Here is a 26,790-nt window from a genome sequence, read left to right on the forward strand (position 1 = left end):
AAGGCTTGTTATATTTCTTAAGATGATCGTGTAACCCGCGTTACTTGTCCAGCTTCACCGAATTACAGTTCCATGATTTTGCCTGATACCCAATCTTTCCGTGCGGCTGATGGCCAATCCTCTCCAACTTCCTGGCAGATCAAACTGCTGTATGATGGAGCCTGTCCGCTGTGTGTACGAGAAGTCAATTTCCTGAAAAAACGGGATGCCGGACGGGGATTGGTGGCCTTTGTCGATATTGCTGATGATCAATACAATGCTGCGGCCAATGGTGGGGTAGACTTTGAAACGGCAATGGGGCGGATTCATGCGGTTCTGCCGGATGGCACCGTGATTCAAAATGTGGAAGTGTTTCGCCGGGTGTATGAAGTTTTGGGGATGGGTTGGATCTACGCCGCCACTCAATGGCCCATCATTGGCCCTCTGGTGGACTGGATTTATGAAATCTGGGCAGACTGGAGACTGGCTCTGACCGGACGACCGGATCTGGCCACGATCGTCACCGAACGCCAACAACGATTGTGCCAAACTGAAGGGCGGTGTCAGTTAGAGGATTAAAATCCGAAATCCAAAACTGGCACGAGGTGCAAGGCACGAGGTACCGGACAATCCAAAATCTAAAATCGTAAATCTAAAATCTTAAGCGAGGTTAAGTAGGTTGGGCGATCGCACCACACGTACTCTGGTCGAGCAAGCCTGGGATGAACTGGAAAAAACCATCATGTATTACAACGGGCGACCGATCGGCACGATCGCGGCCCGTGATCCTGACATCGCGGCATTGAATTACGATCAGTGCTTCGTTCGCGATTTCTTTCCCTCGGCGCTGTTATTTTTGATTGAAGGCCGACCGGATATTGTGCGCCATTTTTTAGAAGAAACCCTGAAACTACAGCCCAAGACGGGGCAATTGGAGTGTTTAAAACCCAGTCGAGGACTGTTGCCTGCCAGTTTCAAAATTGCCACGATTATTGGCGGCGAGTATCTCAAGCCAGACTTTGGTGATCACGCGATCGGGCGGGTGGCTCCGGCGGATGCAGTCTCTGGTGGGTGCTGTTGCTACGAGCTTATGTCATTTCCACGCAAGATACGGCTTTAGTGCAGCGTAGCGATTTCCAGGAAGGTATTCGGCTGGTGCTGGAACTGTGTCTGGTAACGCGGTTTGATATGTACCCGATGGTGTTGGTGCCGGATGGAGCCAGCATGATCGATCGCCGCATGGGACTGTATGGTCATCCTCTGGATATTCAGTCGCTATTTTATGCAGCGCTGCGAACCAGTCTGGAATTGCTGCTTCCCATTCCAGAAAATCAGACTATTTTACAAGCGGCCAGAAATCGCTTAGGGTCGTTGCAACAACACTTACGAGACAATTACTGGATTGATACCGATCGCTTGAATGTGATTTATCGTTTTCAAGTCGAAGAGTATGGCGAGGAAGCGCTGAATCAATTCAATATTTACTCCGATTCCATTCCATTTTATCGGTTAGCGAAATGGGTGCCAGAGGCAGGAGGCTATCTGGCCGGAAATTTAGGGCCATCGCAGTTGGATTGCCGCTTTTTTGCAATCGGCAATTTGATGGCCATTATTGGTGGACTGACGAGTGAGCATCAATCTCACTGGATTTTGAATTTGATTGAATTGCAGTGGGCAGATCTGGTCGGAAATATGCCGATGAAGTTATGCTATCCAGCCCTGGAAGATCGGGACTGGCAGATTGTTACCGGGGCAGATCCGAAGAATCGGCCCTGGTCTTACCACAATGGGGGCAGTTGGCCTGTATTGCTGTGGATGTTAACGGCGGCGCGTAAGATGAACCGGGCTGAATTGGGATACCATGCGATCGCCATTGCCGAGCGCCGCCTGCTCCAGGATTAGTGGCCGGAATACTACGATGGCCCCGATGCCCGGTTAATTGGCAAGGAAGCCCGCAAGTATCAAACCTGGACGATCGCGGGATATTTGCTGGCGAAAGAGTTCATTGCCAACCCTGACCATTTGAAAATGATTACATTTGAGGCTCAGGAGGCTGAAGATTGGCAGGATCCCGCCAGAACACCAGGGAGTTATTCACCGATTGCACCTGAGTACCAGGGTAGTAAAAGCTGAGGATGCGATCGCTGTTCCAGCCCAGTTTACCTAGGCGATAGGAACCACTCTGACTGAGGCCCACTCCATGCCCCAGGCCGCCGCCGATAAAGGCATATCCGGTCAGCTTTTTCTGGGCATCATACAGGGGATCAATGTAAAACAGCAGACTGGCCGGAGCATAGAAGGCGATCAGGATATTATCTTTTTCCAGATCAACGGCTCCCTGGTCGGTGGTGACTCGTAAGGTTTGCACTCGTCCGGCAGGCGATCGCTGCAAAATTTCCAGACGCTGAATGGTTTTGAAATTAGCCAGAGGACTTTTTAAGGATTTGAGATACTCTCGCAACTCCTGATTCAACTCGCTCAAATTGCTGTCATAACGCCAACGGAACCATTTCTGGTCATCCTCATTAAAGCCCTGCTTCTGTTGGACAAACTGGCGGAAGTTTTGTTCATTGGCCAAACTTTGCTGGGACAGATCCCACTTAGCGGCCACCGAATCAATGATCGGGCGCAAATAGGGACGACTGGGGCCATGCCAGACATCATTAAAGGCCGCCGTCACGCCTCCTGTGGCCGCAGAATAAACGGCATCCACCAGTTCGTTCTGGTAAGTGAGGACTTTTCCACGAGTGGCCGCGATCGCCCGATCGGTTGCCGGTGTAATTCCCGTTAATCCGTAATACACCTGACATTGGGTATCGGCACAAAGCTGGTAATCATCAATGGCAAAGCGGCGCAGATTTCGCAAGGCATACGTCCGGGCTAGAATTGCCTGTGTTTCCAGCACCGATGGCGTAGTCGTAGAGCCAATTTCATGGGGCACCACACCCCGTAGATAAGTTTCCAGCGGCACCTGATTCACCAGGGTGTACGTCCCATAGGCATTCCGTTGTAGCCGCAAATTACCAGAGTAAAGCCGCTCCATGCGCTCTGGGGGGGTGTTCGGCTTAGGCGGATCATCCGTCCGCTGGCTGACCACCTTAATGATCCCCTTACCTGAAGCGATCTGCATCTGATCTTGAGCTACCCGCCGACCATTGACCTCCAGTACCACCTGGGGACGCTTTTGTAGGACTTGGGTATCCACAAAGGCCGTTTGAATTCCCTGTCTCTGCAAACTTTGCAGCAATAAGCGGCGTAGCAAAGGCGTGTGATAGACATCCCGCTTCGCCCATACCTGCCAGCGCTTCGGTTGGGCAATTTCAACAGGAATGCCTTCGGCCCGCCAGCGATTGGCTTCATCTTCGGCACTTTCATAGCTGCGATGGGTTCCCAAGACTACCCGTTCTTCAATCTGAGGAGGGGTTACAGCCTCTTGGACGATCGCTAGCTTGGCTATCCCACTGCTCAACGTTTGCGGTTTCCCCCCGACTTGCAGGCGAATAGTCAAGCGATCACCAGGTTGGGCCTGCAGTATCAACACATCCGAGGGTTGCCGACCAAACCGTTGCACAATGCCGACCTGTAAATCGATATCCTGACCTGGGGCAGCGTATCCCGGTTGTGGAACAAGGCTGATCCCCAAGATAGTGGCAGCGATCGTTCCTGGCAGGACGAGGAAAGAAAAAGGGCGTATTGTGAGCATCGCAGACTTAAACAGGAGAAGAGGTTCTGAGGTTAGATACTAAGATACTTGTCCCTGCTCAGGATGGCACACCCTTTCTCAAAACTTGAAATTCGTAGTCGTAATGACTATGATTTAGAAAGAAGTATGGAGTATCTTGATGGTACGAATTGAAAATATTCCGCTGCACAAAATCCGCCGTCCCCTTCCCCGACAGAATGATCGGGCTAAAGTCGCTGCCTTGATGAAGTCGATTCAAGAAATTGGCTTACAGGAGCCGATCGATGTCCTGGAAGTGGATGGCGAATATTATGGTTTTTCCGGTTGTCATCGCTATGAAGCCTGCACCCGTCTGGGCCATGAAACGATCCGTTGCCGAGTGCGTAAGGCTCCCTGCGCCGTTTTGCAGATGCATCTGGCTTAATCAGGATGTCAATACTCTGAGACAGAAGATTCACAGGAGTGTCAAACGGGGCTGGTAGCATCAATCAGTTGAGAACAGAAATTGATAATTTCTTTGAGCAATGCCATTATTTCCCGCTATCCTCTTGGCCGCCATCCCCGCTCCGATCGCTGTTGCGATTGTTAGCCTGCTGTTCTTCTCCGGGTTTGTTTCAATTCACTATCTGTTTCCTGACGATCAACCCTGATGAACACAGATTCAATCCCACGAATCATCCAGGAGTGAGGCTATGAGTGGCGCTTCATTGTACTGGTCAAGCGATCGATGGCCGCCGTTAAGCGTTCTTGTGATTCCAGGATGGGATCAGGAGGAGGGGCCGTTTTGGCACTGGTGGGCAATGAACCGTGACAACGTGGCTTGCATAACGGCTGAAGTTTGTCCGGCAATGGTAAATACCAAGGCTTCCCGGTAAATCCGTTGGGCGGGATGATGCAGGGAATTGGCTGCTCCTGCTGATACCGTGACGGCGGCATGGGCACATCTCCCCGCTAATTCGATCGCCCAGCCCCGTAAATTCAACCGTTCCTGGAAGGGTTGGTGATCGGCGGCATAAATGGCTGAACGACACTCCTGCCACTCTTGTTTCAAGGTCTGGTAAACCTGTTCCGGCATGGGCAGCGAGTCTTCTAAAACGGTGTATTGCGATCGGCGTTGCATTTGCTCTACCATCACGTCCAATCCTGCCCGCGCACAGCCCAAAGCAAAAAAACTGTGTTGCAAGACGTTTGCCATATCGCTGGTGTGAATGGCCTGAGCCGGTTGGATCAAGACGACCTGATCCGTTGCTAACCACCAGTTTTGCAACTTGGCCTGCACCGTTTGAGTGGAGGTCATTGCCGCCAGAGGCATAGGATCGCTGAACCGAATGCCGCCTCCCTGCGCCTGCACCGTCGGGGTGAACGGGATAAGACCATAGACGGCGCGATCGTCCGGTAAAACGGCGGCCACAATTATTGCCTGGAAAATCCCAAATCCGGTTATCCAGGGAACAGTGCCCTGCAACTGGTAGCCATCAGCCACTGGAAACGCTTGCAACGCAGGTTTACCCGTCCGTCGTAAATGAGAAAATCCCACTCCCACTCCGATTTTGCCTGTTGCCATCTGGGGCAGATAGGTTTGCTTTAACGGTTCATTCTCGCTGCGTAAGAGGAAGGCTCCGGCACTCTGGTGTTGCACTTGCAGGAAGGCTAGGGCACCAGAGTAACGAGCCACCAATTCCTGAAACTGCCGATATTCCGGCTCACTGACCTCCGCTCCCTGCCAGATGCGCGGCAGCCTTAAGCCGAGCCAGGAATGCTTCCCTAATCCCTGAAAGGCAGACTTTAAAGCGATCGCATCTTGATCCATGACATTCGCGTAAGGAGCGACCTGTTCTCGCAAAAACTGTTCAACCTGGGAGAGGGAAAGGGGCATAAAAGTTAAAAACTATAAAGTTTTTCTGGCACAGCCAATTTAACTAAACTAGGATTCAAGGCTCAAAATTAATGTCTTTTAGGACAACTTTGTCCAGGCTCAAGCTCTCTCTGGATGAATTTGTAGGCCATAATCTAGATTTGAAAGTGATCCAGATTACAGTCTTTACGCTTGCTTTGTCACCGAAGGTCATGATTTTGGCCGTCGTTTGGAACTCAGCGATCGAGCGAAAATTAAGATACTTCAGTCGCCCAGGCGCGTGTGTATGACCCTTTGTCTTAATCCTGAATGCCAGCATCCTCAAAATCCTGATAACGCCGAATTTTGTCTTGCCTGTGGTAGTCAATTGGTATCGTTGTTGCGAGGGAGATATCGGGTTGTCCGTCCGATCGGGCAGGGGGGCTTTGGCAGAACTTATCTGGCTACAGATGCTGACCGACTGGGAACGCGGTGCGTCATCAAGCAATTTTCACCCCAGGTAAAAGGCACCAAATCTCTGGAAAAAGCCGTCAAGCTGTTCCAGCAAGAGCAGAGTGGCTGAATGACCTGGGAGAACATCCCCAAATTCCCACTCTCCTAGCCTACTTTGAGTATGAGCAGCGGCTGTATCTGGTGCAGCAGTTTATTGAAGGGCAAACCTTGCTCCAGGAGCTAATCCAGCAGGGATTATTTGGTGAGCGTAAAATTCGCGAGGTGTTAGCTGGGGTTTTGCCCGTCTTGAAGTTTGTCCACGACCATCAGGTGATTCACCGGGACATTACCCCCACCAACATCATTCGTCGGGCTTCTGACCACAAACTGGTCTTAATTGATTTTGGAGTGGCTAAGCTCCTGTCGGCTGAAACCTCGGCCCAGTCTGGAACCAAGATTGGGACGGAGGGATATGCACCGATCGAACAGTTACGTGGAGGGAAAGCCTACCCAGCCAGCGACCTCTACAGCCTCGCGATGACCTGTGTTTATTTGATGACTCAAACCAAACCTGATGAATTGTATGACCCCCTAGAGGGTCGCTGGCTCTGGCAAGAACGACTGGCACAAAAGGGTGGGACGATCAGCGAGCCGACGCCCATATTCTAAACAGAATGCTGAAAGACTTGGTGAGCGAGCGATATCCTTCTGCTGATGCCGTCATGCGGGACTTAAGATTGGCCCTGTCCCGCCCTATGAGTACTCAACCTGCTTTCGGTATGACTGCTCCGGCTTTTAGACCCGGAACGGCTCAACCCCAGAGTTCTTGCTCTCCCGGTGGCACTTCCCCCAGTTCGCCGCCCGTTGCTGCCAATGGTTCCCAGGGACGAGCACAGGGAACTGCAACTCCTGCTCATCCCTCTGGAGTGTCTGGCCCTCGGTTATCCCATCCGCCATCTGGGCCACCCATTTCTGGTTCTCATGGTCGTCGCTGTCGATATACCTTAACGGCGCACAATCCCTGGGTGACGGCGATCGCCATGAGTCGAGATGGCCGATGGTTAGCCAGCGGTGGGCTGGATGACGCCATTAAGCTCTGGAATCTGGAAACGGGAGAACTACTGCATACCCTGGTAGGCCATAGCAAACCTGTGAATTGCTTAGCCGTCAGTCCCGATAGCCAGTTACTGGCCAGTGGTAGTGATGACTATACGCTGAAAATCTGGAATGTAGAGTCTGGTGCCCTAGTGCAAACGCTGGTGGGCCACACGCGGGATGTGAAGGCTATGGTGTTCCACGGCAACGGACAGATGGTGGTCAGTGGGGGAGAGGATCGGACTGTGCGTCTCTGGAAGATTGGTACGGAGGAGTGCTTACGGATTTTTCCTAATCTGGCAGGGATGATTCGCACGGTAGCCATCACTCCTGATGGTCAGACCATCGCCAGTGCGGGTTCTGATAGCCAGATCAAACTCTGGAGCTTAAAGACTGAAACATTGATGCGGACGCTGATTAAAAGCCATTTCAGTGCGGTGAATGCGATCGTCATCCATCCCAACGGCAAAACCTTGATCAGCGGCAGCAAAGACAAGACCATCAAAGTCTGGAATTTGACGACAGGAGAGCTAGTTCGCACGCTAACCGGGCACACCGATGCTGTGAACGCCCTGGCTCTCAGTGGCGATGGCAAATTACTGGTGAGTGGCAGCAGCGATACCAGCGTTCGCCTCTGGAATGTGGAGACAGGTGAACTTAAAAGTACCCTCTCAGACCACATGAATTCTGTAAACGCTGTTAGTATCAGTTCCGCCGGGCACTGGATTGCCAGTGGGAGCTCAGATTCCACAATCAAAGTGTGGCAGGTTCTCTAGTTGCTGCTACTTGTCTACTTAGACTTTTGTATATTTCTACTCTTTAGATGGGGTCTGTGGGGAACAAATCTGGGTACGCTTAAGAGATACGCCCCTCACTAATACCCCCCCATGAACGCCGCCCAATATCCTTTTGGAAAAATTCATTACTTTTTCCGTAAAGCTGATCACGCTCGCTGGCAACGGATGCAGAGTAAGCGCCACATCCTGCGATCGCAACTTGGTTTTACGGATCACACCTCCTCCCGTCCCCAAGCCTGCCAGGGTTGTATTCACTATCATGGGATGGCCTACGGCTATACTCAAGAAGCTCGCACAACCCTGATTTGTGGTTTCCATCCCTATGGCTGGCAGGGAGGGCAAGGCTGTCCAGATTGGCAGGGTGCATTGGATCGGTAAGGAACTTTTCCTGTTAATCTGACGAAGTAGATGTCAGGCTGGACGCTTGCCAGCATCAGGTGTGAGGACTACCGATGGGCTGGGTCACAGATCAGTAACTGTGGCCTACTCTATCTTGCAAATGACATTGCTTGCTATCCAGCTTTTGCTGCTATAGAAACCAAGGTTTAAGCGTATGAAGTCTTATCTGGCAGCCGCCGTTCAAATGACCAGTGGGCCAAATCTGCAAGAGAATTTAAGTCAGGCTGAGGAATTAATTGATCTGGCCGTTCGCCAGGGGGCCGAATTAGTGGGATTGCCCGAAAACTTTCCATTTTTAGGCGCGGAAACCGACAAACTGGCTCAGGCTGAAACGATCGCAGCCGAAAGCGAGAAATTTCTCAAAACGATGGCTCAACGCTTTCAAATCACCCTCCTGGGGGGAGGCTTTCCGGTTCCGGTAGGCAATGGCAAAGTCTACAATACAGCGTTACTAGTTGGTGCTAACGGAGATGAACTGGCCCGTTACGAAAAGGTGCATCTCTTTGATGTCAATGTGCCCGATGGCAATACCTATCGTGAATCGGAAACGGTGCTGGCGGGGATGTGGATGCCGCCCATTTACCCTTCCAAGGATCTGGGCAATTTAGGGCTATCCGTTTGCTACGATGTACGGTTTCCAGAACTGTATCGCCATCTATCTCAAATGGGCGCAGAAGTGTTGTTTATTCCAGCCGCCTTCACCGCTTACACTGGGAAAGACCACTGGCAGGTGTTGTTGCAGGCTCGTGCGATCGAAAATACCTGTTATGTGATTGCTCCTGCTCAGACCGGACGACATTATGCCACTCGCCAAAGTCATGGTCATGCCCTGATCATTGACCCCTGGGGAATGGTGCTGGCTGACGCCGGAGATCAACCGGGTGTAGCGATCGCTGCCATTGAACCTTCTCGCCTGGAGCAGGTACGTCGCCAGATGCCATCGCTGCAGCATCGAGTATTTATTTGAAGCAACTTATAGCCATCCAGCCGTCTCATATAACTGCCGCAGGACAGCTAGTAAACGGATTGCATAAAAGCGATCGGCAGACCAGCGACCTGTTAATCCTTCTACCAGGGGCGCAATACCACGGGTGATTTCATGAAACCGGGGATCGATCACTTCTTCCCGCAAGGGTTCCCGGTTGGCATAAGCTTTCAGATGCTGAATATGTGCCCGTACTCCCAGTCGCACGCTGGGAAAGGTGGCGCTTTCTCCCCCTCCTCCTGGAGTTCCCAAACCGCCAAAATTGTTCTGCTCCGGCTGCAATCCACTCCCAAAGTGCAGAAAATCCGTTTCCACACACATTTGAGCAAAGGCCACATCATGATTAATGCCTTCATGGGTTGCTTCATCCCGGTACAGTCTGGCAATGTCGGGAAACTGAGTCAGTCCAGTTTGATTATGCCTCTTTAAAAACATCAACATCTGCACTTCGGTCGCTTCCCCCCGACCCGCGATTGCCTGGGATTGTTTGGCGATCGGCAGCAGCGTTTGAATTGTGATGGTTTGTGCGGCTGGCTCCCAAAATACGGCCAGATTCGCTTCTCGTAGCTCAATGGCTTTCATATAAACCACGTTACCATAGGCGATTCGGCGGGTATTGAAAGGCTGGCTCCATGCCACTCCCAATCGGTCTACCAGATCCACTGGAATATAAGGATTGCCATGCACCACCAGACCCTGCTCACTATAAAGACGGCCATTCAAATTAATTTGAATCGGGGAACATCGGTCTTGTTCTGTACGGCTTCCAGGACTGGTCGGAGGCTGGGCCATTGCTTCTCCTTGTTGAAAGGACGATCGTGGTTCTGACTGCGGACCAGCCACCAGGCGATACCAGGCGGCCAGACCATCGGCAATGCCCAACGCGATCTCCTGCTCCCGTAATTGCATAGGAGACGGCTCATGAGAGGCATGGATAAATCCAAGCTGCAAGTACAGGGAAGGGACAGCCACGTGACGACAAAAACTGACGGCACCCAGACTGGAAAAGGTATCTGCGATCGCTCCCCGGATTGGTAATTGAGGCACCCGGCGAGTCAGCGCCAGTAAAAGCAACTCGGCCTGCTGCTTCCGTTCCCGATTCCTGGCAATGTAATAGACTAGATTGCCTTGCTGGGAAGTTTGTACCTGAGCATCTGCTTGCATATCCAGCGCAATATCTCCTGGCCGACAGTGCCAATTAATCCACTCGATCGCCTGAGTGGAGGACAGATCACCCGGCACTAAAAGGACTTCAAATCCCCGCGATCCCAACTCTACCATCACGCGATCGCGAATCCGGAGCCGTTCCTGGTGATCATCAAATATTTTTGTACTGGTGGCTGCGACGATCGTAGCTATATCCCACGGACACCTCTCTTCCGAATAACTCACTGAAATGAAAATCCGTCCCATTGTTGCACCAGGCCCCCTCCCTGAAACAGGCCAATCCTAGAGCCTGTTGTAACCCAAGAACGGGGAATTGGTGCAAAAATTTGATGGCAACACGCGCCGAAGAGAAAATTGCAGTTGAGATCAAAAGCTTTATCAGCGCTTCTGAAATGAAAGCTTTCCAAGATGCCATTGGATAACATGTCATCTATCGGGCTGTTATCCGGAGAAATTTGGGTGCAACGCGATGAAACCAAAGACGACGTGACCTATGAGCTGAAGACGACGTGACCTATGAGCTTGTTGCTGCAGGCATCCCCAAAGATCAAATTGGACTGGGCTTTCATCCTACTAACGTTCGTCCTTACACAGGCTATGCGATCGCTTAACGCAATAACCAGCCCAAAAAGATGTACTGGACTCCTCGCAGGACGGGCAAAATTTGATAGGGATGCGTATAGCAGGCCGGAAACACGATCGCACCTCCCAAAGCCGGTTTGACTTTGATGTTGTGGCGGTTAAACAAGACCTCTCCACCCTCAAAATCTTGATTCAGGTAGCCCAGAATGGCGGCATCGCGGGCTGGAATCCCCTTGACCAGTTCTTCATATCGATTGGAGAGGATCAAACCATCCGCATGCCGTTTGTAGCCCTGTCCCGGTCGGGAGCGCTCGATCGAGTAAAGTTCTCCATAGGAAAAAGTCACCTCATAGCGACGCGAGAGCAATTTGCGGATGGTGTTGACTTTATCCAGGAGCAGCGGTGCCGTGGAAGCCAGCAGGGAATTTGGGGTGTTAAAGGGCAGTACCTCATTACTTCTCAGTTCACCCTGGAGACTGGCACCGACCGGGGGCGATCGAAATTCACAGCACTCGGCCACCTCTAGCAGATGGGTACACAGGGACGGCTCAAGCAAATTTTCCACCAGGAGGATATCAGCACCCAGGTCTATTAAAGAATGGCTCATAGACGGTCATTGAAAATAGCGATCGTCAATGGAACAGCATAAAACGCTTGTTGATATATTACTGATATCGGGTTGTTAGAAAATTTCCATGCTAGGATAGGAACAGAGAATTAAATTCGGCTGCAGCATTTGTTTCTAGTATTAACGGTTTTTCGCGTTTTTCCATTGACAGACTTCTCTCCGAAATTTCACTCTCCGCATTCATCTAATTTTGGAGACAATCTATGTCAATTTATGTAGGTAACCTGTCTTATGAGGTTACAGAAGCTGATCTAACAACTGTTTTTACAGAGTTTGGATCAGTAAAGCGGGTTCAGCTTCCTCTGGATCGCGAAACGGGCCAGGTGCGCGGTTTCGGTTTTGTAGAAATGAATACAGATGCTGAAGAAGCAACCGCTATTGAGGCTCTTGATGGTGCAGAATGGATGGGTCGCGATATGAAAGTCAATAAGGCAAAACCACGTGAAGAACGGGGTAACTCCTTCGGTGGTAGACAGAGAAATCGTAGTTTTTCTCGCGGCTACTAAAGGTTGTCTGTTAACTAATAGGCTCAGGCATCTTTAGTCTCAGATATTGACTGAGAAAAGGGTTTAGATGTAACGTCTAGACTCTTTTTATAGGGAACCTTCAAAGCTGACTAGACTTATTCTGACCTGATCTGAAGCATTCTTAGTAGGTAAATACCAGCGCTGAATTTGCTAGCAAAGATGCCGTAAAGTACTGTGTGTGCTTGCATAGCTTCATTCAGGGGGGCTTTCGCCCTATTCCCGGTATTCTCCGACAGCACCATCCGATGTGCATCGAGGCTTAGCAAGGTCACCAGGGCAGTTAGATTAAAACCATTGAGCAGTTATTGGCAAGCTCTTAGAGTTGGAAGCAGTGTGTTACACCCTGGATACAGCTCACTGTCAAAAAAACGGTCAAGACTATCAGCGAGCAGAAAGTTACTCCACTGTAACGCTTTTCGCCAGGTTACGCGGTTGATCCACATCCAATCCCCGACGAGCAGCAATGTGATAAGCCAGCAGCTGCATGGGAATCACCGTTACCAGGGGAGACAAAATTTCATCGACATGGGGCACTGGAATCAGCGTATCAAATGTATCTTCCGCTTCCTGTTCATCCATTGGAGTTACGCCAATCAATCGGGCATCTCTGGCTCTCGCTTCCTGAGCATTGGAAAGGACTTTTTCAAACACCGTTCCTGGCATCGCGATCGTCACTACGGGAACTTTCGCATCCAACAGCGCGATCGGCCCATGTTTCATTTCTCCAGCCGGATAACCTTCGGCATGGATATAGCTGATTTCCTTGAGTTTGAGCGCACCTTCAAGGGCGATCGGGAAGTTAATGCCGCGTCCCAAAAAGATAAAATCTTGAGTCTCAGCAAAGTCATGGGCTAGTTCTTCGATATAGCGTTCCTGACTTTCCAGAATCATTTCAATTTCAGCAGGCAACTGACGCAACCCATCGAGAATCTTATTGAACTGATCCAGTGACAGAGCTTGACGCTGATAGGCCAGATCCAGAGCCAACAGGTAAAAGGCAACCAGTTGAGCCACAAATGTTTTCGTGGCTGCCACGCCAATTTCAATCCCAGCACGAGTATCAATAATCTGGGGAATCAGTTGTCCCAGAGTGCTTTCGGGACGGTTGGTAATTCCCAACAGGCGAGGTTGGTATTCTTTGGCTAACCCCGATCGCCGCTGAATTTCCATTTCCAGGGCGGCTAAGGTATCTGCCGTTTCTCCCGATTGCGTGACCCCGATCGTCAATGTATGCGGAGTCACAGGTGCAGGTGCATAGCGGAACTCAGAGGCATACTGTACCTGAGTGGGAATGCCTGCCAGTTGTTCGAGCAAATATTTACCAACTAATGCCGCATGCCAACTGGTGCCACAGGCCACAATTTGAATCTGTTGCAAATCCTGATAGAAATCGGCAGGCAGATTGAGGCGAATGGGAGAATTTTGAATTTTGGATTTTGGATTTTGGATTTTAGATTGTCCTTTGTTGTCTGTCGATCGACTTGTGGATCGTGAGTCAGAATTTTCTTGACTTTCCCTAATTCCTAATTCCTGATCTCCACTCCCCACTCCCCACTCATGATTCAAATACGTCTCCAAACACTCCCTGACCACCCCCGGTTGCTCATAAATTTCCTTGAGCATGAAGTGTTTGAAGCCCTGCTTTTCCACCATGACAGGATTCCAGTTCAATGTACGGGGGGCTTTTCGCAGGCGCTGTCCTTCAAAGGAGTAGACTTCGACTCCCAGGGGCGTCAGGCGGGCCAGTTCACCATTTTCCAGGGGCAGAACGGCACGAGTGTAGGGCACCAGGGCGGGGGTATCGGAGGCGCAGTAAAACTCACCCTGACCAAAGCCAAGTACCAGGGGAGCCTGTTGACGAGCAACGATCAGTTCATCGGGATAGTCAGCGTTGATGACAGCGATCGCAAAAGCTCCCTTTAACTTATTGACAGCTTGCCGGACGGCTTCCAGAAAGGGAGAAGAGGAGTTTTGGATTTTGGATTTTGGATTTTGGATTATCCCATCCCAATCCCCGATTCCCGATCCCTGATCCCTGATTCCTTGCAAACACTCCGCAATCAAATGGGGAATTGTTTCCGTGTCGGTATCGGAGCGAAATTCATGGCCCAGTACTTTCAACTCGTCTCGCAGTTCGCGGTAATTTTCGATGATGCCGTTTTGCACGACGGCGATGCGACGGTGGGTATCCGTATGAGGATGGGCGTTGTATTCTTCAGGTTTGCCATGGGTGGCCCAGCGGGTGTGACCAATGCCAATTTGAGCAGGATTTTCCTCTCCAGCTAATTTCTCCTGCAAATGATGTAGCTTGCCTTTGGCCCGAACGCAGTGGATCTGATTATTTAATACAGTGGCGATGCCTGCTGAGTCATACCCCCGATACTCCAGTTTCCGCAGTCCTTCAAGCAAAATATTACTGGCGGGCTGAGTTCCGATATAGCCAACAATTCCACACATAATTTAAGACCTCACTGATACCACTGGACAAGGGCACAGCACTCATTGGCGATGGGCACGTATATCCTGCCTGTTGTAAGGTATTTAGAGAATTTTGGCAAGTGGGATTGGGGTAAGAAAGTCGGTGGACGATCGCACCAGGAATTAGAATAGAAGCATAATCTGTAAAGAAATGTAAGGGTCTTCATGGCAGATCAGCTAATTCGGGCAACGGCAGCGGATGGAGGTATTCGGGCTGTCAGTGTGATTACGACTCGCCTCACGGAGGAAGCTAGACAGCGCCACAAATTGTCCTACGTGGCAACGGCGGCTCTGGGACGAACGATGGCGGCTGGACTGTTATTTGCGTCCAGCATGAAACGACCTCAATCGCGGGTCAATATTCGAATTCGGGGAGATGGCCCGTTGGGTGGAATCCTCGTGGATGCTGGGTTGAATGGGACGGTACGAGGCTATGTTGACTATCCTGATGTCGAACTTCCCCCCAAGCCCAACGGCAAACTAGATGTAGGGGGAGCTGTTGGTCAGAATGGCTATGTCTATGTGGTACGAGATGTGGGCTATGGCTACCCCTACTCCAGCACTGTAGAACTGGTATCCGGCGAGATTGGGGATGACCTGACCCATTACCTGGCGACCTCCGAGCAAACGCCATCCGCTCTGATGGTGGGTGTGTTCACTGATATTACTGGCGTGACTGCTGCCGGAGGCTTGCTAGTACAAATTCTGCCTAAAGCAGCCAGAGATGAAGCGTTGGTTAGTTTATTAGAATCGCGGTTGGTCTCTTTTCAAGGATTTACGCCGCTGCTGCAGGCAGGTAAATCTTTGCAGGACATCTTTGAGGAGTTGCTGGGCGATATGGGCCTGGAAATTCTACCAGAGGTGCAAATGGTGCGTTTCCACTGTGGCTGTTCTCATCAACGGGTACTGGGAGCCTTGAAGCTGTTCAGTCAGGCGGAGTTAGAAGACATGATTGAAAAGGATAAAGGAGCAGAAGCCACCTGCGACTTCTGCGGCACGGTCTATCAAGCCAGTGAGAGCGAGTTGATTGATTTGCTGGCCGAGATGCGGGCAGAAGGGTGATCTTTTTTGTCATTTTCCAGCTTGGGGGGTGTAGGATGGCTTCTGTGATGTAAGGAGGGGTGCTGCGCTCCTGTGGCCTATGACTAGAGAACAACGACTTCCCAGCTCGAAGCGACTGTTGCGGCAATCGCTCCCTCAACGGGACGGCAGGCTGCGGGCTGAATCCTCCTTTACAGAAGCTAGCTATCGTCCAGTGAAGCAACTCCGACGACCCCGGGGATTTTTGCAACGGCTCTACCTCTCGTTTATCCAATTGATCAGACGGATACGAGAGTTCCTGCTTCAACTGTTTACCAACTGGAAATTTTTGATCTTTCTGGGACTGTCTACCACGCTGGCAGCAGGGGGGTTGGCGACGGCTTTTATTTTTCAACTGCCGGCCTTACCCAACTGTCCAGCAGTCTTCTGGCCGCTGGCTTCGGCTTCCATGCGGTTTGAGTGCGCCCGGATTGCCGCCAGTAAACAAACCGCTGATGATTTACTGGAAGCGATCGCCCTGGTGGATGAATTGCCGCCGGATCATGCCATGCGGGCAGAAGCCGATCGCATGATTGAGTTGTGGTCGCAGGAAGTCCTGAAACTGGCCGAAGAACTGTTTCAAAAGGGGAAACTGCAGGATGCCATCGCCGCTGCCCGCAAGATTCCTGCCAAAGTGACCGCTTACCGGTTGGTGGAAGAGCGGGTGAAGCGCTGGGAAACGATCTGGACAAAAGCAGAAGAGATTTATCGGAAAGTAGAGGCAGCCCTCCGGAAACGCGACTGGCGAGAAGCCTTTCACACAGCAACCCGTCTGCTGGATGTAGATAACCGCTTCTGGCAGACCACCCAGTATGACGACCTGAATCGCCGCATTAATATCGCTCGTGATGAAGGAAACAAGCTTTATAAAGCCGAAAATCTGGCGGATGCAGGAGGGTTAGAAAATATCCTGGCTGCTCTGAGACTGGCTGAAGAAATTCCCAAGGGCAGCTATGTCTATGATCTGGCGCAACAAAAAATTAAGGGATTTGGTCGCAAGTTACTGGATCTGGCGCAAGCGGCAGCCGATCGCCGGAACTTGCAAGAAGCACTGGAGATTGCCAATAAGATTCCTAAAAGCGCCCGGTTAGAACAGCAGGTAAAGGATTTCATTGTCCTCGCCAATGCTCAATCCCAAACCTGGCAGGATACGGTGGTTGGGCTGGAAGAGGCGATTGCCCAGGCCCAACGACTGCGCCCAGATCGACCGCTGTACCAGAAAGCGCAGCAAATGATTGCTCGCTGGCAGTATGAAATTGAAGGGTTAGCGCAGATTGAACGAGCACGCACTATGGCGCAGGGTGACACTATTGAGTCCCTAATGATGGCGATCGCCACTGCGTCCCAGGTGTCTTCTGCCAATCCCCGCTGGGAGGAAGCCCAGAAGCAAATTCAGCAGTGGCGTTCCCAGGCGGAGACGATTCAAGACCAACCGTTCCTGGATCAGGCGGATCAGTATGCCAGTACGGGAGACTTGAATGCATTGCAAGCGGCGATCGCTCAGGCCAGCCAGATTGGGCCGGGTCGGGCGCTCTATGGTCAAGCACAATCGAGAATCCGGCAGTGGACCAATCAAATTGAAACGGCACAAGACCAGCCTTATCTCGATCAGGCTCAGGCGTATGCCAGGATGGGGAACGTGAGAGCGGCGATCAACATGGCGCAACAGATTCGCCCCGGACGAGCGCTGTATGACCGGGCGCAAAAGGATGTGGCTCAATGGCAGAGCCAGATTCAGGCGGAGGAAACGAGAGCCAGGACACAATATGGCAGAGGCGGAAGCCCAACAAACCCTGCAGCAAGCCCGACAGTTAGCCAGTCCTGGAAATCCGACAGCGATCGCAAATGCAGTGCGGATGGCAAGTCGGATTTCTGGCAGCGGGGCGGTGCAAACGGAAGTGAATGCGGCGATTAATGAATGGAGTTGGCAACTGCTGACGATCGCCAAAGAACAGGCGGCGGGATTGAATGTGGCAGGAGCGATTGCGATCGCCCAAACCATTCCCTCCCGCGCCGAAGCCTACAAGGAAGCTCAGGCCCAGATCGAAGCCTGGAAAAAGGCCAGTCGATGAGGGAACCACAAATCGCCTTAAGTTTTCTTACTGAGCCAGATCACCAGATCACCAGTGTGGAATTGAATTTCACTCCCAAAGGTTGGCAGGAACAAAATACCGTCGCTTAGACCTTAGACCAATGTGGCGAATCGGATACCAGGTATTGCGAGAAAGCATCTGGAACCATGGGGACTCTGGGATTGGCTCCTGGAGTGTGATAAATTCCTATATCTACGGCAAAGAACCAATCCTGCCGCTGCTTCCAAATGTAATTCCAACAGAAACAGCAACACATTGGGAACAAAATTTTGCTCTTCATTATCCACAGGCGTATCATCCGAATCGGGTAATTCGTCGCTGGTGGGTAGGCGTTCCAGGTCTGGCTGAAGCATGGTGCAACCTCAAGCGTCCTAGGATATTCTCTTCTAGAATTTCCTTAAGGCATGAACACCGACCATTTTCCCTGGCAACAAGCTCCTATCATTCGTCACAGCCTGCGGCTACTGCACAGCTTTCACCACTGGACTGGTAAGCCATTGTTGGCGGTGGAGGGAGAGCCAGCCGCGATCGCTGAGGCTTTATTTAACGCCCCCTTTGTGGTAGTTTCTCACGGTACAGAAGCAGATCCCGTCTTGAACTATGGCAACCAAATGGCTCTCAAACTGTGGGAAATGGACTGGCTCCAATTTACCCAAACGCCTTCCCGGTATACAGCAGAACCGATCGAGCGGGAAGAGCGTGCTCGCTTGTTGCAACGAGCCAGGGAAAAAGGGTTTATTGATGACTATGAAGGAGTTCGCATTTCCAGCAACGGTCGTCGGTTTCAAATCAGCCAAGTGGTGTTGTGGGATGTGCTGGATGAAACGGGTCAGCACTGCGGACAGGCAGCCACGTTCGATCGCTGGACTTTTCTTTGATCCACTCCCCATGGCTTCAGTCCGGTGAGCCAGGACTCAGGCAGAGTTTGGAGGTGGTTCCAGCCTGTAATTGCTGTAAAGATTCAAGCTTTTGTCACTTCAACAGTTCCAGCAGACTTGTGTAGAGAGTGAAAAAACGAGACTCATCCAGTACCACTGTATTGTTCCAGATGGCAGAAACGCAGTATTGCTTGTCATCTTTTGCTTTCAACTTGGTGGTCAGATTGAATACGCCCGCTTCAGAGCTTCCCTAGCCTCACGAGTGCTCAGGAAAGGGCGATGGCATGGTGCGATGGCTTCGATCGCTTCTCGCCTTACCAGATGTATCAGATGGTCGGTGACCGTATTGTCACTTTGCGAGATCATCAGGGGTGCCAGGGATTGAACCGTCAGCAAGGAGTCATCCGGCCAGGTTTGCAAGACACCAGAGAGTAAACTTTTCCACTGGCCTTGTAGAGATTGATTGGCCTGTAGCTACAACAATTTCAGGTGCTGGCAGGATCAGCACTAAGCCACGATTGCCATCAGTGGCGTACTCCATACTTGACTTGATATCGCACCTCGTGCATCTGCTTAGCAGAAAACCCTATCAACAATCGTCAAAAGAGGCAGCGGGGCCATACCAGTTGGTTTGGGGGCACTCAGTTCGTACCAGCAACTTGCCGTGGGAAATGACGTAGCGGACGATCGCCCGTTTCCGTAGAGCATCGTAGCGATCCTGGGCATCCAGCACAATCAGGTTAGCGGGTTTACCGACTCCAATACCGTAGCGATCGTCCAAATGCAAGGTTTTAGCACCATTCCAGGTCACCATATCGTAACAGGCATTCATTTCAGCGGTGCCGGTCATCTGGCAGACGTGCAACCCCATTGAGGCCACATCCAGCATATTGCCTGTTCCCAGAGGATACCAGGGGTCTTGAATGCAATCATGGCCAAAGCTGACGTTCATTCCCTGCTGCCAGAGTTCTTTTACCCGCGTTACCCCCCGTCGCTTGGGATAGGTATCGGTGCGGCCTTGCAGAGTAATGTTGATCAGGGGATTGGCAATGAAATTGATTTCGGTGCGGCGGAGAAATCCCAGCAGTTTGAATGCGTAAGCGTTATTGTAGGAACCGAAGGCTGTAGTGTGGCTGGCGGTGATACGGCAACCCATGTCACTGCGAATCGCACAGGCTGCTACCACCTCTAAAAAACGGGATTGCTCATCATCGATTTCATCGCAATGAATGTCGATCAGGCGATCGTACTTCTCCGCCAGAGCAAAGATCCGGTGAATGGATTGCACCCCATCTTCGCGGGTCAGTTCGTAATGGGGAATCCCACCGACGACATCGGCTCCCATTTCCAGGGCTTTTTCCAGCAGCATTTCGTTATTGGGGCTGCCGTAAATGCCATCCTGAGGAAAAGCGACAACCTGTAAAGTAATCCAGTCTTTCACGGCTTCTCGCACTTCCAGCAAAGCCTGAAGTGCCGTCAAGCTAGGCTCACTGACATCGGCGTGGCTGCGGACAAACAAAACTCCCTGGCTGGCCTGTTGCTTCAAAGTAGCGATCGCGCGTTGCTTGACATCTTCCAGGGAGAGAGATTGCTTGCGTTCGCGCCAGATCTCGATCCCTTCAAACAGGGTGCCGCTCTGATTCCAGCGGGGTTGGCCAGCGGTCAGGGCGGAGTCCAGGTGAATGTGGGATTCCACAAAGGGGGGACTGACGAGTTGCTGCTGAATATCCAGTGTGATCTTGGCCGATCCTGCAATTCGGGGAGCGATCGCCGTAATCACTCCCTGCTGAATCGCAATATCCACGTCAGCGATCGTTCGGTCGGTTTGCAGTAAACGGCACTGACGCAGCAGCAAATCATGCATAAACAATTAAACCTTGACTTCATCCGCAAAGCTGGCCCAGCGAACGAATTGGAACGGCCCTGCAATGGATCCCCACAGCAGTTCATTCGTCTCCGGATCTCGTCCGCGATCGTAACTAATCAACCCATCCTCATTAATGATGAACTCATTATCCAAGTAGGTCGTTTTTTCTTTTCGGATAACAATGCAGCCTTTTCCTGGCTCTACTTGGCCTCTAAAGCTATTGCCTGTCCATTCCACATGCATATTGCACCCTGGCATGGCTTCCAATCGGTCTAGTTTCAGAGTTTGCAATCGTTTGGGATCGCGGGAAGCATTGTAAAACTCTTCTTCTCCCTGGATTTTGTAATTTTCCAACTCAATGCGCCCATCCTGCACCCAGAGTTTCATCACCCGAATTCGGTAGGGATGATTTAATTCAAAATCATACGCCTGTTCCAGAAAAAAGCCCACTGTGGAAAAAAATTCTGTCGGTAGGGGCCGCATACAAACCCGGATGTGAGCGTAGAGAGGAGGATTTTCAAAGGCTTGTTCTTGATTACTAAAGTCTGCCGCCATCCAGCGGGCAAGCGTTGTGAGATCGGTTGAGTGGCTCATTGCAGGTTTTGTTAAAGATCGCTAGCAATTCATCTTCCCTATTCTAGGACGCAGCTATTCTCCTGATACGGTTCACCTTCTGGCTGATTTGAATGGGCAAGTCAGGCTCTGCCTATCCTCCTGATGAGGATTGAGTCTAATATGCAAGAGTTTCATTGGTTATTCGTTATCACTTGTCATTGAGTAGCTGTATGGGATTGAGATTGGATCAGATTGTTCCGTGGGGTCGATCGCTGGCTGAATATATTCAGATGTTCGACCTGACAGAGACTGATCTCAAGGGTCGGATTCTAGACTGTGGGGGTGGGCCTGCCAGTTTTAATGCCGAATTAAGCCAGCAGGGGGCTGCCATCATTTCTTGCGACCCGGTTTATCAGTTTTCTGCTGCAAAAATTGCTCAACAGATTACGGAAACCCTTCCCCTGATCCTGCAAGGGGTGCAGGAAAATCTGAATCACTATGTCTGGCGAAGGATTGCTTCCCCTGAACAGTTAGTGGCAGTGCGAATGGCAGCGATGCAACAGTTCCTGACGGATTTTCCGCAAGGATTTCAGGCAGGACGCTATCGAGTGGCAGCCTTGCCTGATTTGTCATTTGATGATCATCAGTTTGACCTGGCCCTCTGCTCTCATTTATTGTTTACCTACTCCGATCACCTATCCTGGGAGTTTCATCAGGCCGCGATCGCGGAAATGCTGCGGGTGGCCCAGGAAGTGCGGGTATTTCCCTTGCTCAAAATTTCGGGTGAACCGTCTCCTTTTGTCGAGCCACTGTGTGAACAACTGACCCAGCAGGGGTATCAGGTACAGATCAAGCCCGTGGATTATGAATTTCAACGAGGAGGAAATCAGCTTCTGCAAGTGTGTTCAAATGGTTAAGGAGTATTTAACCCCTCGCTGTCATGACAAAGACGTTTTTTCAATACGCTTGGTGCATTACGCTTTCGCCAACAGCAACCAGCTTAATCCCCAATCTCTGATTCCCAATCCCCATTCCTAGAGTTGAATTCTTTTGCCCATCATGGAAAAATTTCTGCCCATCGCTTACCTGCAAAACCGTTTTTTGCCCTTTGAAGCGGCCAACGTTTCGATCGCCACTCACGCCCTGCATTATGGAACCGGAGCATTTGGCGGGATGCGCGGTCTCCCCGACCCGCAAAATCCCAACCAGATCCTGTTATTTCGACTTGATCGCCATTGTCAGCGATTGAGTGCTAGTGCCAAACTGCTGCAATACCACTTGCCCGCCAGCAAAATTCAGGAAACAATTATTGATTTTGTCCAAAAAAATAAACCCAGTACTTCGTTTTATATCCGTCCGTTTGTCTATAACTCTGGCCTGGGGGTGTCTCCTCGCCTGCACAATATTGAAAAAGATTTTCTGATTTATGGGCTGGAAATGGCCGATTACCTGCCACCCGGAGGCGTGTCCTGTCGGATTAGCTCCTGGTATCGGCAGGAAGATCGCAGTCTGCCTTTACGCGGCAAAATCAGTGCCGCTTACATCACCTCTTCCCTGGCGAAGACTGAAGCGGTAGAGTCAGGATTTGATGAATCAATTCTGATGAATACTCAGGGTAAGGTCAGTGAAGCCTCCGGAATGAATATTTTTATAGTGCGGAATAATACTCTGATTACTCCCGGTTTTGAGCAGGATATTTTAGAAGGGATTACCCGTGATAGTGTGCTGGCGATCGCCCGTAACTTAGGAATTACAATTCAAGAACGGCCTGTCGATCGCTCCGAACTGCTGATTGCCGATGAAGTCTTCCTCTGTGGTACAGCCGCTAAAATCGCCCCCGTGAAACGGATTGAGAACTACGAATTGCCAACCCACCGACCCATTACCACCGTCCTCCGAGAAAAACTAATTGCGATTACCGAAAACCGGGACGAGCAGTATCAAGACTGGATCTTCAAGGTGCCGATTCATTAAACAGGCTACTAATTAATAAAGGCTAGTTGAAGGTGGAACAGGGCTTGTCTGTTCGGTTGCTTGCGCTTGATAGAATGTTGCGATGCAACAAAAAGATCCATCTTTAGGGAGAACGTAATGGTGCAGTTAACTGGGCAACCCGCTGCTGGTCTGGACATTCCAGCACTGGAGGCAGAACTTGCTGATCAAAGTCCACAGAAAATTCTGGAACGGGCACTGGGCCTGTTTGATAACATTGCGATTTCGTTCAGTGGCGCGGAAGATGTGGTGTTAATCGACATGGCTCACCGCCTCAACAAACCCTTTAAGGTCTTTAGCCTGGATACGGGGCGGCTGCATCCTGAAACTTACCAGTTCATCGATCGCGTCAGAAAGCACTACGGCATCACGATCGACGTGATGTATCCTGATGCGGCTCAAGTAGAAGCCCTGGTACGCGAAAAAGGGCTGTTTAGTTTCTATGAAGATGGGCACAAGGAATGCTGTGACATTCGGAAGGTTGCTCCCCTGCGTCGTAAGTTAGCGACTCTGGATGCCTGGGTGACAGGTCAGCGGCAGGATCAAAATCCATCCACTCGTGCAGGTATCCCTGTAGTGCAAGTGGACGGAGCCTTTTCCAGTGGCGATCGCTCTTTAATTAAGTTCAATCCGCTGTCCCACTGGACTTCCGCTGATGTCTGGCTTTACATCCGTGCCTTTGAAGTTCCCTACAACCCCCTGCATGAGCGCGGCTTCATCAGCATCGGTTGTGAACCCTGCACTCGTGCTGTGTTACCGAACCAACATGAACGCGAAGGCCGTTGGTGGTGGGAAGATGCAGGCAAGAAGGAATGCGGCTTGCATAGCATTAATCAAGAGAAATAAGGGTAGAAATTAAGGAGCGGGGAGGGGTTGAGGGGTATGGGGAAGGTGAGAAAGCTGTGCCAGGATTAGCAGAAGTTATAATCTCTTGCCTCTCTTCCCGGTCTTTCCCCCTTCCCTACCTTCCCAGACAACTTTGACACTTCCCTCCAACTTGCAAAGCTCTTGCGATCGCTACCCTCCTGATGTTTAATACAACCCTCGAACTGGAGCCGGGGTAGCTGGGGCTGGAGTTTGCGGTTGGGGAGTTGGGGTTACAGGAGTTGGGAGCGGTTGGATCGGAGTTTCCGGTTGCAAACTGGGATAAGGAGTCTGTAGAGGGTAAGAGATGAAGGTGGGATCCACTTCACGGGGGAAGTAGAGTTCGTCATTGCAACTATTGAGGGCCGTAGTAGGCGACAGCCCAGAACTGCCCTGGCTGAGTCCCACCACACAACGGGCATAGCGAACTGGCAGCAGACTCCGACGGCAACCGTCCAAAATATCAGCCGCTGTCCCAGCTTTCAACGAATTGCGGATACTGACAACACAGGCTGCCATATCCTCTGGCCGACGTACCTGACGACAGGCATTCAGAGCGTCTCCAGGTGAATAAGCACTGTTCCGGCTGATGTCTACTACACAACTTTCCAGGTATTGCGGATTCAAGGCTCTACTACAAGCTGAAACCGCTTCTTCAGCGGAAATGTTGGCTCTCTGTAAGCCAGCGACACAACGCCGAAAGTCATCCTGCGAATCCTTAGCCGCCTGGGACGGAAGGGGCAGGGCTGCTACAATCAAGCTGGATAAGGCAGCAATTCCAACGGTATAACGGGTAGAGGATGTTTTTAACATAAGAGTTCGGCTCACCAATCCAGATAGACTCAGTGTTATAAAGTTGTCACCTTTGAGATTTTAACGGACACGACTGAAAGCGCGATCGCTTTTTTGACAGAGACTGTAGCCAGTAGGGAGCGAACCAACAAAATGGGCAACAGCGCGGTTCATTCTCTTGTGAATTCACTACTCCCCAAAAAAAGCTCCAAAAAGAACCAACACAAAAAAGGACTGATTGAAAGCCAATCCTGAAAAGCTTATCCCATAAGGGAAGCATTTGATTTTTCTAAAAGCTGGTGACAGGATTCGAACCTGCGACCGGCTGATTACAAATCAGCTGCTCTACCAGCTGAGCTACACCAGCACTTCTTTCTACCAATAACTCAGGATAGCAAATTACGAGCCGCTTTAATCTTTCAACCTGAGACTTTATCGAAATCCTATATCCCGATAAGAGAATGAGGAATTAATTGTTATTATTCTGAATTTCATTGTATTATTACGCTCAGGATTAAATTCGATATTCCTATCGGTTTATCGTAGATAATCTGACATTTAGGAGTAAGTTAATTAATGATTGGCTGGCAGCGTGTCTTCAAGTATCCATTGAAAATTATTCAAGCCTCGATCGTCGGGGGAAAGTTCAGTTTAAAGAGGCGCTTTCTATCCTTGTTTTTAATCGGGGCCGGACTGACATTTGCGATCGCGGCTTGCTCGGGCGGGTCGGAAACTGCGTCTACTTCCAGTCCAGGAGCCAATCAGAAGCAAGACATAGAGATTACCCTGGTTTCATTTGCCGTCACTAAAGGAGCCCATGATGCCATCATTCCTAAATTCGTTGAAAAATGGAAGCAGGAAACAGGTCAGAATGTGCGATTCAGCACCAGTTATGGTGGCTCCGGTTCGCAGACTCGTGCTGTCATCGATGGGTTAGAAGCCGATGTGGTTCACCTGGCGCTGGCATTGGACACCGAAAAACTGGTCAAGGCGGGATTGGTGGAAAAGGATTGGGAAAAGAAAAATCTCAATAACGGAACTGTAGCCAAGACGGTTGCAGCATTGATCACTCATGAAGGCAATCCCAAAAACATCAAGTCCTTCGATGATTTGGCCCGCAACGATGTCAAGTGGATTACCGCCGATCCCAAAACTTCCGGGATTGCCCGCTGGAACTTCCTGGCGCTGTGGAATTATGCCATGAAGACAAACGGTGGAGATGAAACCAGGGCGAAAGAGTTTGTCACGACAGCCTTTAACAACGTTCCAGTTCTTGCCAAGGATGCCAGAGAAGCTTCGGATGTTTTCATTAAACAGGGGCAGGGAGATGCTTTGGTGAACTATGAAAACGAGGTGTTATTAGCCCAGAAGAAGGGTGAAGAGGTAAATTACACAATTCCCGATGTCAATCTTTCGATCGACACCCCTGCCACTGTTGTGGATAAGTATGTAGATAAGCGGGGAACTCGCGAGGTTGCGGAAGCATTTGTCAAGTTCTTGTACACTCCAGAGGCTCAGGAAGAGTTTGTGAAAGCTGGATTCCGACCCATAGATGAGTCAGTGGCTAAGAACAAAGAACTGACCAGTAAGTTCCCTCCAGTTAAAACCCTGGGAACGGTGCAAGACTATGGGGGGTGGAGCGAAGTTCAGAAGCAGTTCTTTGCCGATGGAGCCTTCTTTGACCAGATGCAGGCAGCCAAGAAATAATACTATCTTGGATTTTGATATCCCTGCCTTGTTTGAGTTTCAGAAAACCATCTGTCGAATCCATTTCTCCAATCGGTATAAAAACTTTTGAGTTTCGGTTGGGGCAGGCTAGTCTTACCCTATTTTTTAGGGCTGTATTCTTTATAACGAATATAAAGTTATGGTGGTGAAATCCAGGTTTTTCACCCTTAAGAATGTTTTTCTAATGTTGGGGTAGCTCTGAGAATGGAAATGAGTATATTATTTTACTATAACGATTTAAGTAGTTGAGCAGTTCGTGTATCAGGAGAGGGCTGATGTTAGCGTTTTATCGGACGCGCCAAAACCGTTATCGCAGAAGGCTTTCATGATGAGTC

At 50.6% G+C, this 26,790-nt stretch carries 28 protein-coding genes, 1 tRNA gene and 1 pseudogene; 20 read left to right on the forward strand and 10 right to left on the reverse strand.

Going from position 1 to position 26,790, the window contains the following annotated elements; all coding sequences use genetic code 11:
- Positions 1-72 precede the first annotated feature (72 nt).
- Both ACUVQO_RS11335 and ACUVQO_RS11340 read left to right on the forward strand, forming a co-directional pair.
- Entirely contained in the window at positions 73-558 is a 486-nt protein-coding gene (locus ACUVQO_RS11335) for a thiol-disulfide oxidoreductase DCC family protein (RefSeq protein ID WP_445925984.1), read from the forward strand.
- Positions 559-721: 163 nt separating this feature from the next.
- Positions 722-2,112: pseudogene (locus tag ACUVQO_RS11340) on the forward strand (glycoside hydrolase 100 family protein).
- On the opposite strand, the gene ACUVQO_RS11345 reads toward ACUVQO_RS11340, so the two are convergent.
- Positions 2,012-3,682, reverse strand: coding sequence for a SpoIID/LytB domain-containing protein (locus tag ACUVQO_RS11345; RefSeq protein WP_445925985.1), 1,671 nt, complete (start codon positions 3,680-3,682; stop codon positions 2,012-2,014). The pseudogene ACUVQO_RS11340 and the gene ACUVQO_RS11345 overlap by 101 nt on opposite strands.
- A gap of 139 nt (positions 3,683-3,821) precedes the next feature.
- Here ACUVQO_RS11345 and ACUVQO_RS11350 point away from each other — a divergent pair, with 139 nt between their 5' ends.
- Together ACUVQO_RS11350 and ACUVQO_RS11355 are read left to right on the forward strand one after the other, a co-directional pair.
- Positions 3,822-4,085, forward strand: coding sequence for a chromosome partitioning protein ParB (locus ACUVQO_RS11350; protein WP_445925986.1), 264 nt, complete (start codon positions 3,822-3,824; stop codon positions 4,083-4,085).
- A 100-nt stretch (positions 4,086-4,185) separates the two neighbouring features.
- Entirely contained in the window at positions 4,186-4,311 is a 126-nt protein-coding gene (locus tag ACUVQO_RS11355) for a hypothetical protein (protein WP_428363511.1), read from the forward strand.
- 116 nt (positions 4,312-4,427) lie between these two features.
- On the opposite strand, the gene ACUVQO_RS11360 is transcribed toward ACUVQO_RS11355, so the two are convergent.
- Positions 4,428-5,537, reverse strand: coding sequence for an acyl-CoA dehydrogenase family protein (locus tag ACUVQO_RS11360; RefSeq protein ID WP_445925987.1), 1,110 nt, complete (start codon positions 5,535-5,537; stop codon positions 4,428-4,430).
- A gap of 265 nt (positions 5,538-5,802) precedes the next feature.
- On the opposite strand from ACUVQO_RS11360, the gene ACUVQO_RS11365 reads away from it, so the two are divergent.
- The 5 genes from ACUVQO_RS11365 (at position 5,803) to ACUVQO_RS11385 (ending at position 9,206) form a co-directional block, all read left to right on the forward strand.
- A complete protein-coding gene (locus ACUVQO_RS11365; protein ID WP_445925988.1) occupies positions 5,803-6,078 on the forward strand; it encodes a 4-Cys prefix domain-containing protein in 276 nt (91 codons plus the stop codon).
- Positions 5,988-6,617, forward strand: coding sequence for a protein kinase domain-containing protein (locus ACUVQO_RS11370; RefSeq protein ID WP_445925989.1), 630 nt, complete (start codon positions 5,988-5,990; stop codon positions 6,615-6,617). The genes ACUVQO_RS11365 and ACUVQO_RS11370 overlap by 91 nt, the downstream gene beginning before the upstream one ends.
- 5 nt (positions 6,618-6,622) lie before the next feature.
- Positions 6,623-7,819 carry a WD40 domain-containing protein gene (locus ACUVQO_RS11375; protein WP_445925990.1) on the forward strand — a complete coding sequence of 399 codons (1,197 nt, stop codon included), beginning with the start codon at positions 6,623-6,625 and terminating at the stop codon, positions 7,817-7,819.
- A gap of 111 nt (positions 7,820-7,930) precedes the next feature.
- On the forward strand, positions 7,931-8,218 hold the full coding sequence (locus ACUVQO_RS11380; protein ID WP_445925991.1) for a hypothetical protein: 288 nt from the start codon (positions 7,931-7,933) through the stop codon (positions 8,216-8,218).
- Positions 8,219-8,393: 175 nt separating this feature from the next.
- On the forward strand, positions 8,394-9,206 hold the full coding sequence (locus tag ACUVQO_RS11385; RefSeq protein ID WP_445925992.1) for a carbon-nitrogen hydrolase family protein: 813 nt from the start codon (positions 8,394-8,396) through the stop codon (positions 9,204-9,206).
- A gap of 6 nt (positions 9,207-9,212) precedes the next feature.
- On the opposite strand, the gene tftA is transcribed toward ACUVQO_RS11385, so the two are convergent.
- On the reverse strand, positions 9,213-10,637 hold the full coding sequence (gene tftA / locus ACUVQO_RS11390) for a hormogonium tapered terminus morphoprotein TftA (RefSeq protein ID WP_445925993.1): 1,425 nt from the start codon (positions 10,635-10,637) through the stop codon (positions 9,213-9,215).
- An 83-nt stretch (positions 10,638-10,720) separates the two neighbouring features.
- Here tftA and ACUVQO_RS11395 point away from each other — a divergent pair, with 83 nt between their 5' ends.
- Positions 10,721-10,813 (forward strand): element excision factor XisH family protein, encoded by a 93-nt coding sequence (locus ACUVQO_RS11395; protein ID WP_445925994.1) that lies wholly within the window; start codon positions 10,721-10,723, stop codon positions 10,811-10,813.
- An 87-nt stretch (positions 10,814-10,900) separates the two neighbouring features.
- On the forward strand, positions 10,901-11,002 hold the full coding sequence (locus ACUVQO_RS11400) for an element excision factor XisI family protein (RefSeq protein ID WP_445925995.1): 102 nt from the start codon (positions 10,901-10,903) through the stop codon (positions 11,000-11,002).
- Here ACUVQO_RS11400 and ACUVQO_RS11405 read toward each other — a convergent pair.
- Complete coding sequence (locus ACUVQO_RS11405; protein WP_445925996.1) at positions 10,999-11,580, reverse strand: 2OG-Fe(II) oxygenase; 582 nt, start codon at positions 11,578-11,580, stop codon at positions 10,999-11,001. The two genes, ACUVQO_RS11400 and ACUVQO_RS11405, sit on opposite strands and share 4 nt — an antisense overlap.
- Before the next feature lie 224 nt (positions 11,581-11,804).
- Between ACUVQO_RS11405 and ACUVQO_RS11410 the strand changes: the two genes are divergently transcribed.
- Positions 11,805-12,107 (forward strand): RNA recognition motif domain-containing protein, encoded by a 303-nt coding sequence (locus ACUVQO_RS11410; RefSeq protein ID WP_445925997.1) that lies wholly within the window; start codon positions 11,805-11,807, stop codon positions 12,105-12,107.
- Between the two features lie 417 nt (positions 12,108-12,524).
- Here the strand turns inward: ACUVQO_RS11410 and glmS are convergent, their stop codons facing one another.
- On the reverse strand, positions 12,525-14,585 hold the full coding sequence (gene glmS, locus ACUVQO_RS11415; protein WP_445925998.1) for a glutamine--fructose-6-phosphate transaminase (isomerizing): 2,061 nt from the start codon (positions 14,583-14,585) through the stop codon (positions 12,525-12,527).
- A 186-nt stretch (positions 14,586-14,771) separates the two neighbouring features.
- Here glmS and hslO point away from each other — a divergent pair, with 186 nt between their 5' ends.
- From hslO to ACUVQO_RS11435, 4 genes are all read left to right on the forward strand, one after another.
- The gene (hslO, locus tag ACUVQO_RS11420) at positions 14,772-15,668 is read left to right on the forward strand and encodes an Hsp33 family molecular chaperone HslO (RefSeq protein WP_445925999.1); all 897 of its coding nucleotides are present in this window, start codon (positions 14,772-14,774) and stop codon (positions 15,666-15,668) included.
- 79 nt (positions 15,669-15,747) lie between these two features.
- The gene (locus ACUVQO_RS11425) at positions 15,748-17,601 is read left to right on the forward strand and encodes a hypothetical protein (protein ID WP_445926000.1); all 1,854 of its coding nucleotides are present in this window, start codon (positions 15,748-15,750) and stop codon (positions 17,599-17,601) included.
- On the forward strand, positions 17,543-17,758 hold the full coding sequence (locus ACUVQO_RS11430) for a hypothetical protein (RefSeq protein ID WP_445926001.1): 216 nt from the start codon (positions 17,543-17,545) through the stop codon (positions 17,756-17,758). Before ACUVQO_RS11425 ends, ACUVQO_RS11430 begins: the two co-directional genes overlap by 59 nt.
- Positions 17,759-18,183: 425 nt before the next feature.
- The gene (locus ACUVQO_RS11435; RefSeq protein WP_445926002.1) at positions 18,184-18,657 is read left to right on the forward strand and encodes an MEKHLA domain-containing protein; all 474 of its coding nucleotides are present in this window, start codon (positions 18,184-18,186) and stop codon (positions 18,655-18,657) included.
- A gap of 219 nt (positions 18,658-18,876) precedes the next feature.
- Here the strand turns inward: ACUVQO_RS11435 and ACUVQO_RS11440 are convergent, their stop codons facing one another.
- The 3 genes from ACUVQO_RS11440 to ACUVQO_RS11450 all read right to left on the reverse strand — a co-directional run bounded on the left by ACUVQO_RS11440 (position 18,877) and on the right by ACUVQO_RS11450 (position 21,118).
- Positions 18,877-19,077 (reverse strand): serine hydrolase, encoded by a 201-nt coding sequence (locus ACUVQO_RS11440; protein ID WP_445926003.1) that lies wholly within the window; start codon positions 19,075-19,077, stop codon positions 18,877-18,879.
- Between the two features lie 169 nt (positions 19,078-19,246).
- A complete protein-coding gene (gene codA, locus ACUVQO_RS11445) occupies positions 19,247-20,521 on the reverse strand; it encodes a cytosine deaminase (protein WP_445926004.1) in 1,275 nt (424 codons plus the stop codon).
- A 6-nt stretch (positions 20,522-20,527) separates the two neighbouring features.
- Positions 20,528-21,118, reverse strand: coding sequence for a chromophore lyase CpcT/CpeT (locus ACUVQO_RS11450; protein WP_445926005.1), 591 nt, complete (start codon positions 21,116-21,118; stop codon positions 20,528-20,530).
- A gap of 191 nt (positions 21,119-21,309) precedes the next feature.
- On the opposite strand from ACUVQO_RS11450, the gene ACUVQO_RS11455 reads away from it, so the two are divergent.
- The 3 genes from ACUVQO_RS11455 (at position 21,310) to ACUVQO_RS11465 (ending at position 23,917) form a co-directional block, all read left to right on the forward strand.
- Positions 21,310-21,996 (forward strand): class I SAM-dependent methyltransferase, encoded by a 687-nt coding sequence (locus ACUVQO_RS11455; RefSeq protein ID WP_445926006.1) that lies wholly within the window; start codon positions 21,310-21,312, stop codon positions 21,994-21,996.
- A 142-nt stretch (positions 21,997-22,138) separates the two neighbouring features.
- A complete protein-coding gene (locus ACUVQO_RS11460; RefSeq protein WP_445926007.1) occupies positions 22,139-23,053 on the forward strand; it encodes a branched-chain amino acid transaminase in 915 nt (304 codons plus the stop codon).
- A gap of 117 nt (positions 23,054-23,170) precedes the next feature.
- On the forward strand, positions 23,171-23,917 hold the full coding sequence (locus tag ACUVQO_RS11465; protein WP_445926008.1) for a phosphoadenylyl-sulfate reductase: 747 nt from the start codon (positions 23,171-23,173) through the stop codon (positions 23,915-23,917).
- Between the two features lie 186 nt (positions 23,918-24,103).
- Here the strand turns inward: ACUVQO_RS11465 and ACUVQO_RS11470 are convergent, their stop codons facing one another.
- The gene (locus tag ACUVQO_RS11470) at positions 24,104-24,748 is read right to left on the reverse strand and encodes a hypothetical protein (RefSeq protein ID WP_445926009.1); all 645 of its coding nucleotides are present in this window, start codon (positions 24,746-24,748) and stop codon (positions 24,104-24,106) included.
- A 273-nt stretch (positions 24,749-25,021) separates the two neighbouring features.
- Positions 25,022-25,094: transfer RNA gene (locus tag ACUVQO_RS11475), tRNA-Thr, on the reverse strand.
- Positions 25,095-25,303: 209 nt separating this feature from the next.
- On the opposite strand from ACUVQO_RS11475, the gene ACUVQO_RS11480 reads away from it, so the two are divergent.
- Entirely contained in the window at positions 25,304-26,434 is a 1,131-nt protein-coding gene (locus tag ACUVQO_RS11480) for a sulfate ABC transporter substrate-binding protein (RefSeq protein WP_445926010.1), read from the forward strand.
- The last annotated feature ends 356 nt before the right edge of the window (positions 26,435-26,790 follow it).

It is taken from the genome of Leptodesmis sp., assembly GCF_052746595.1.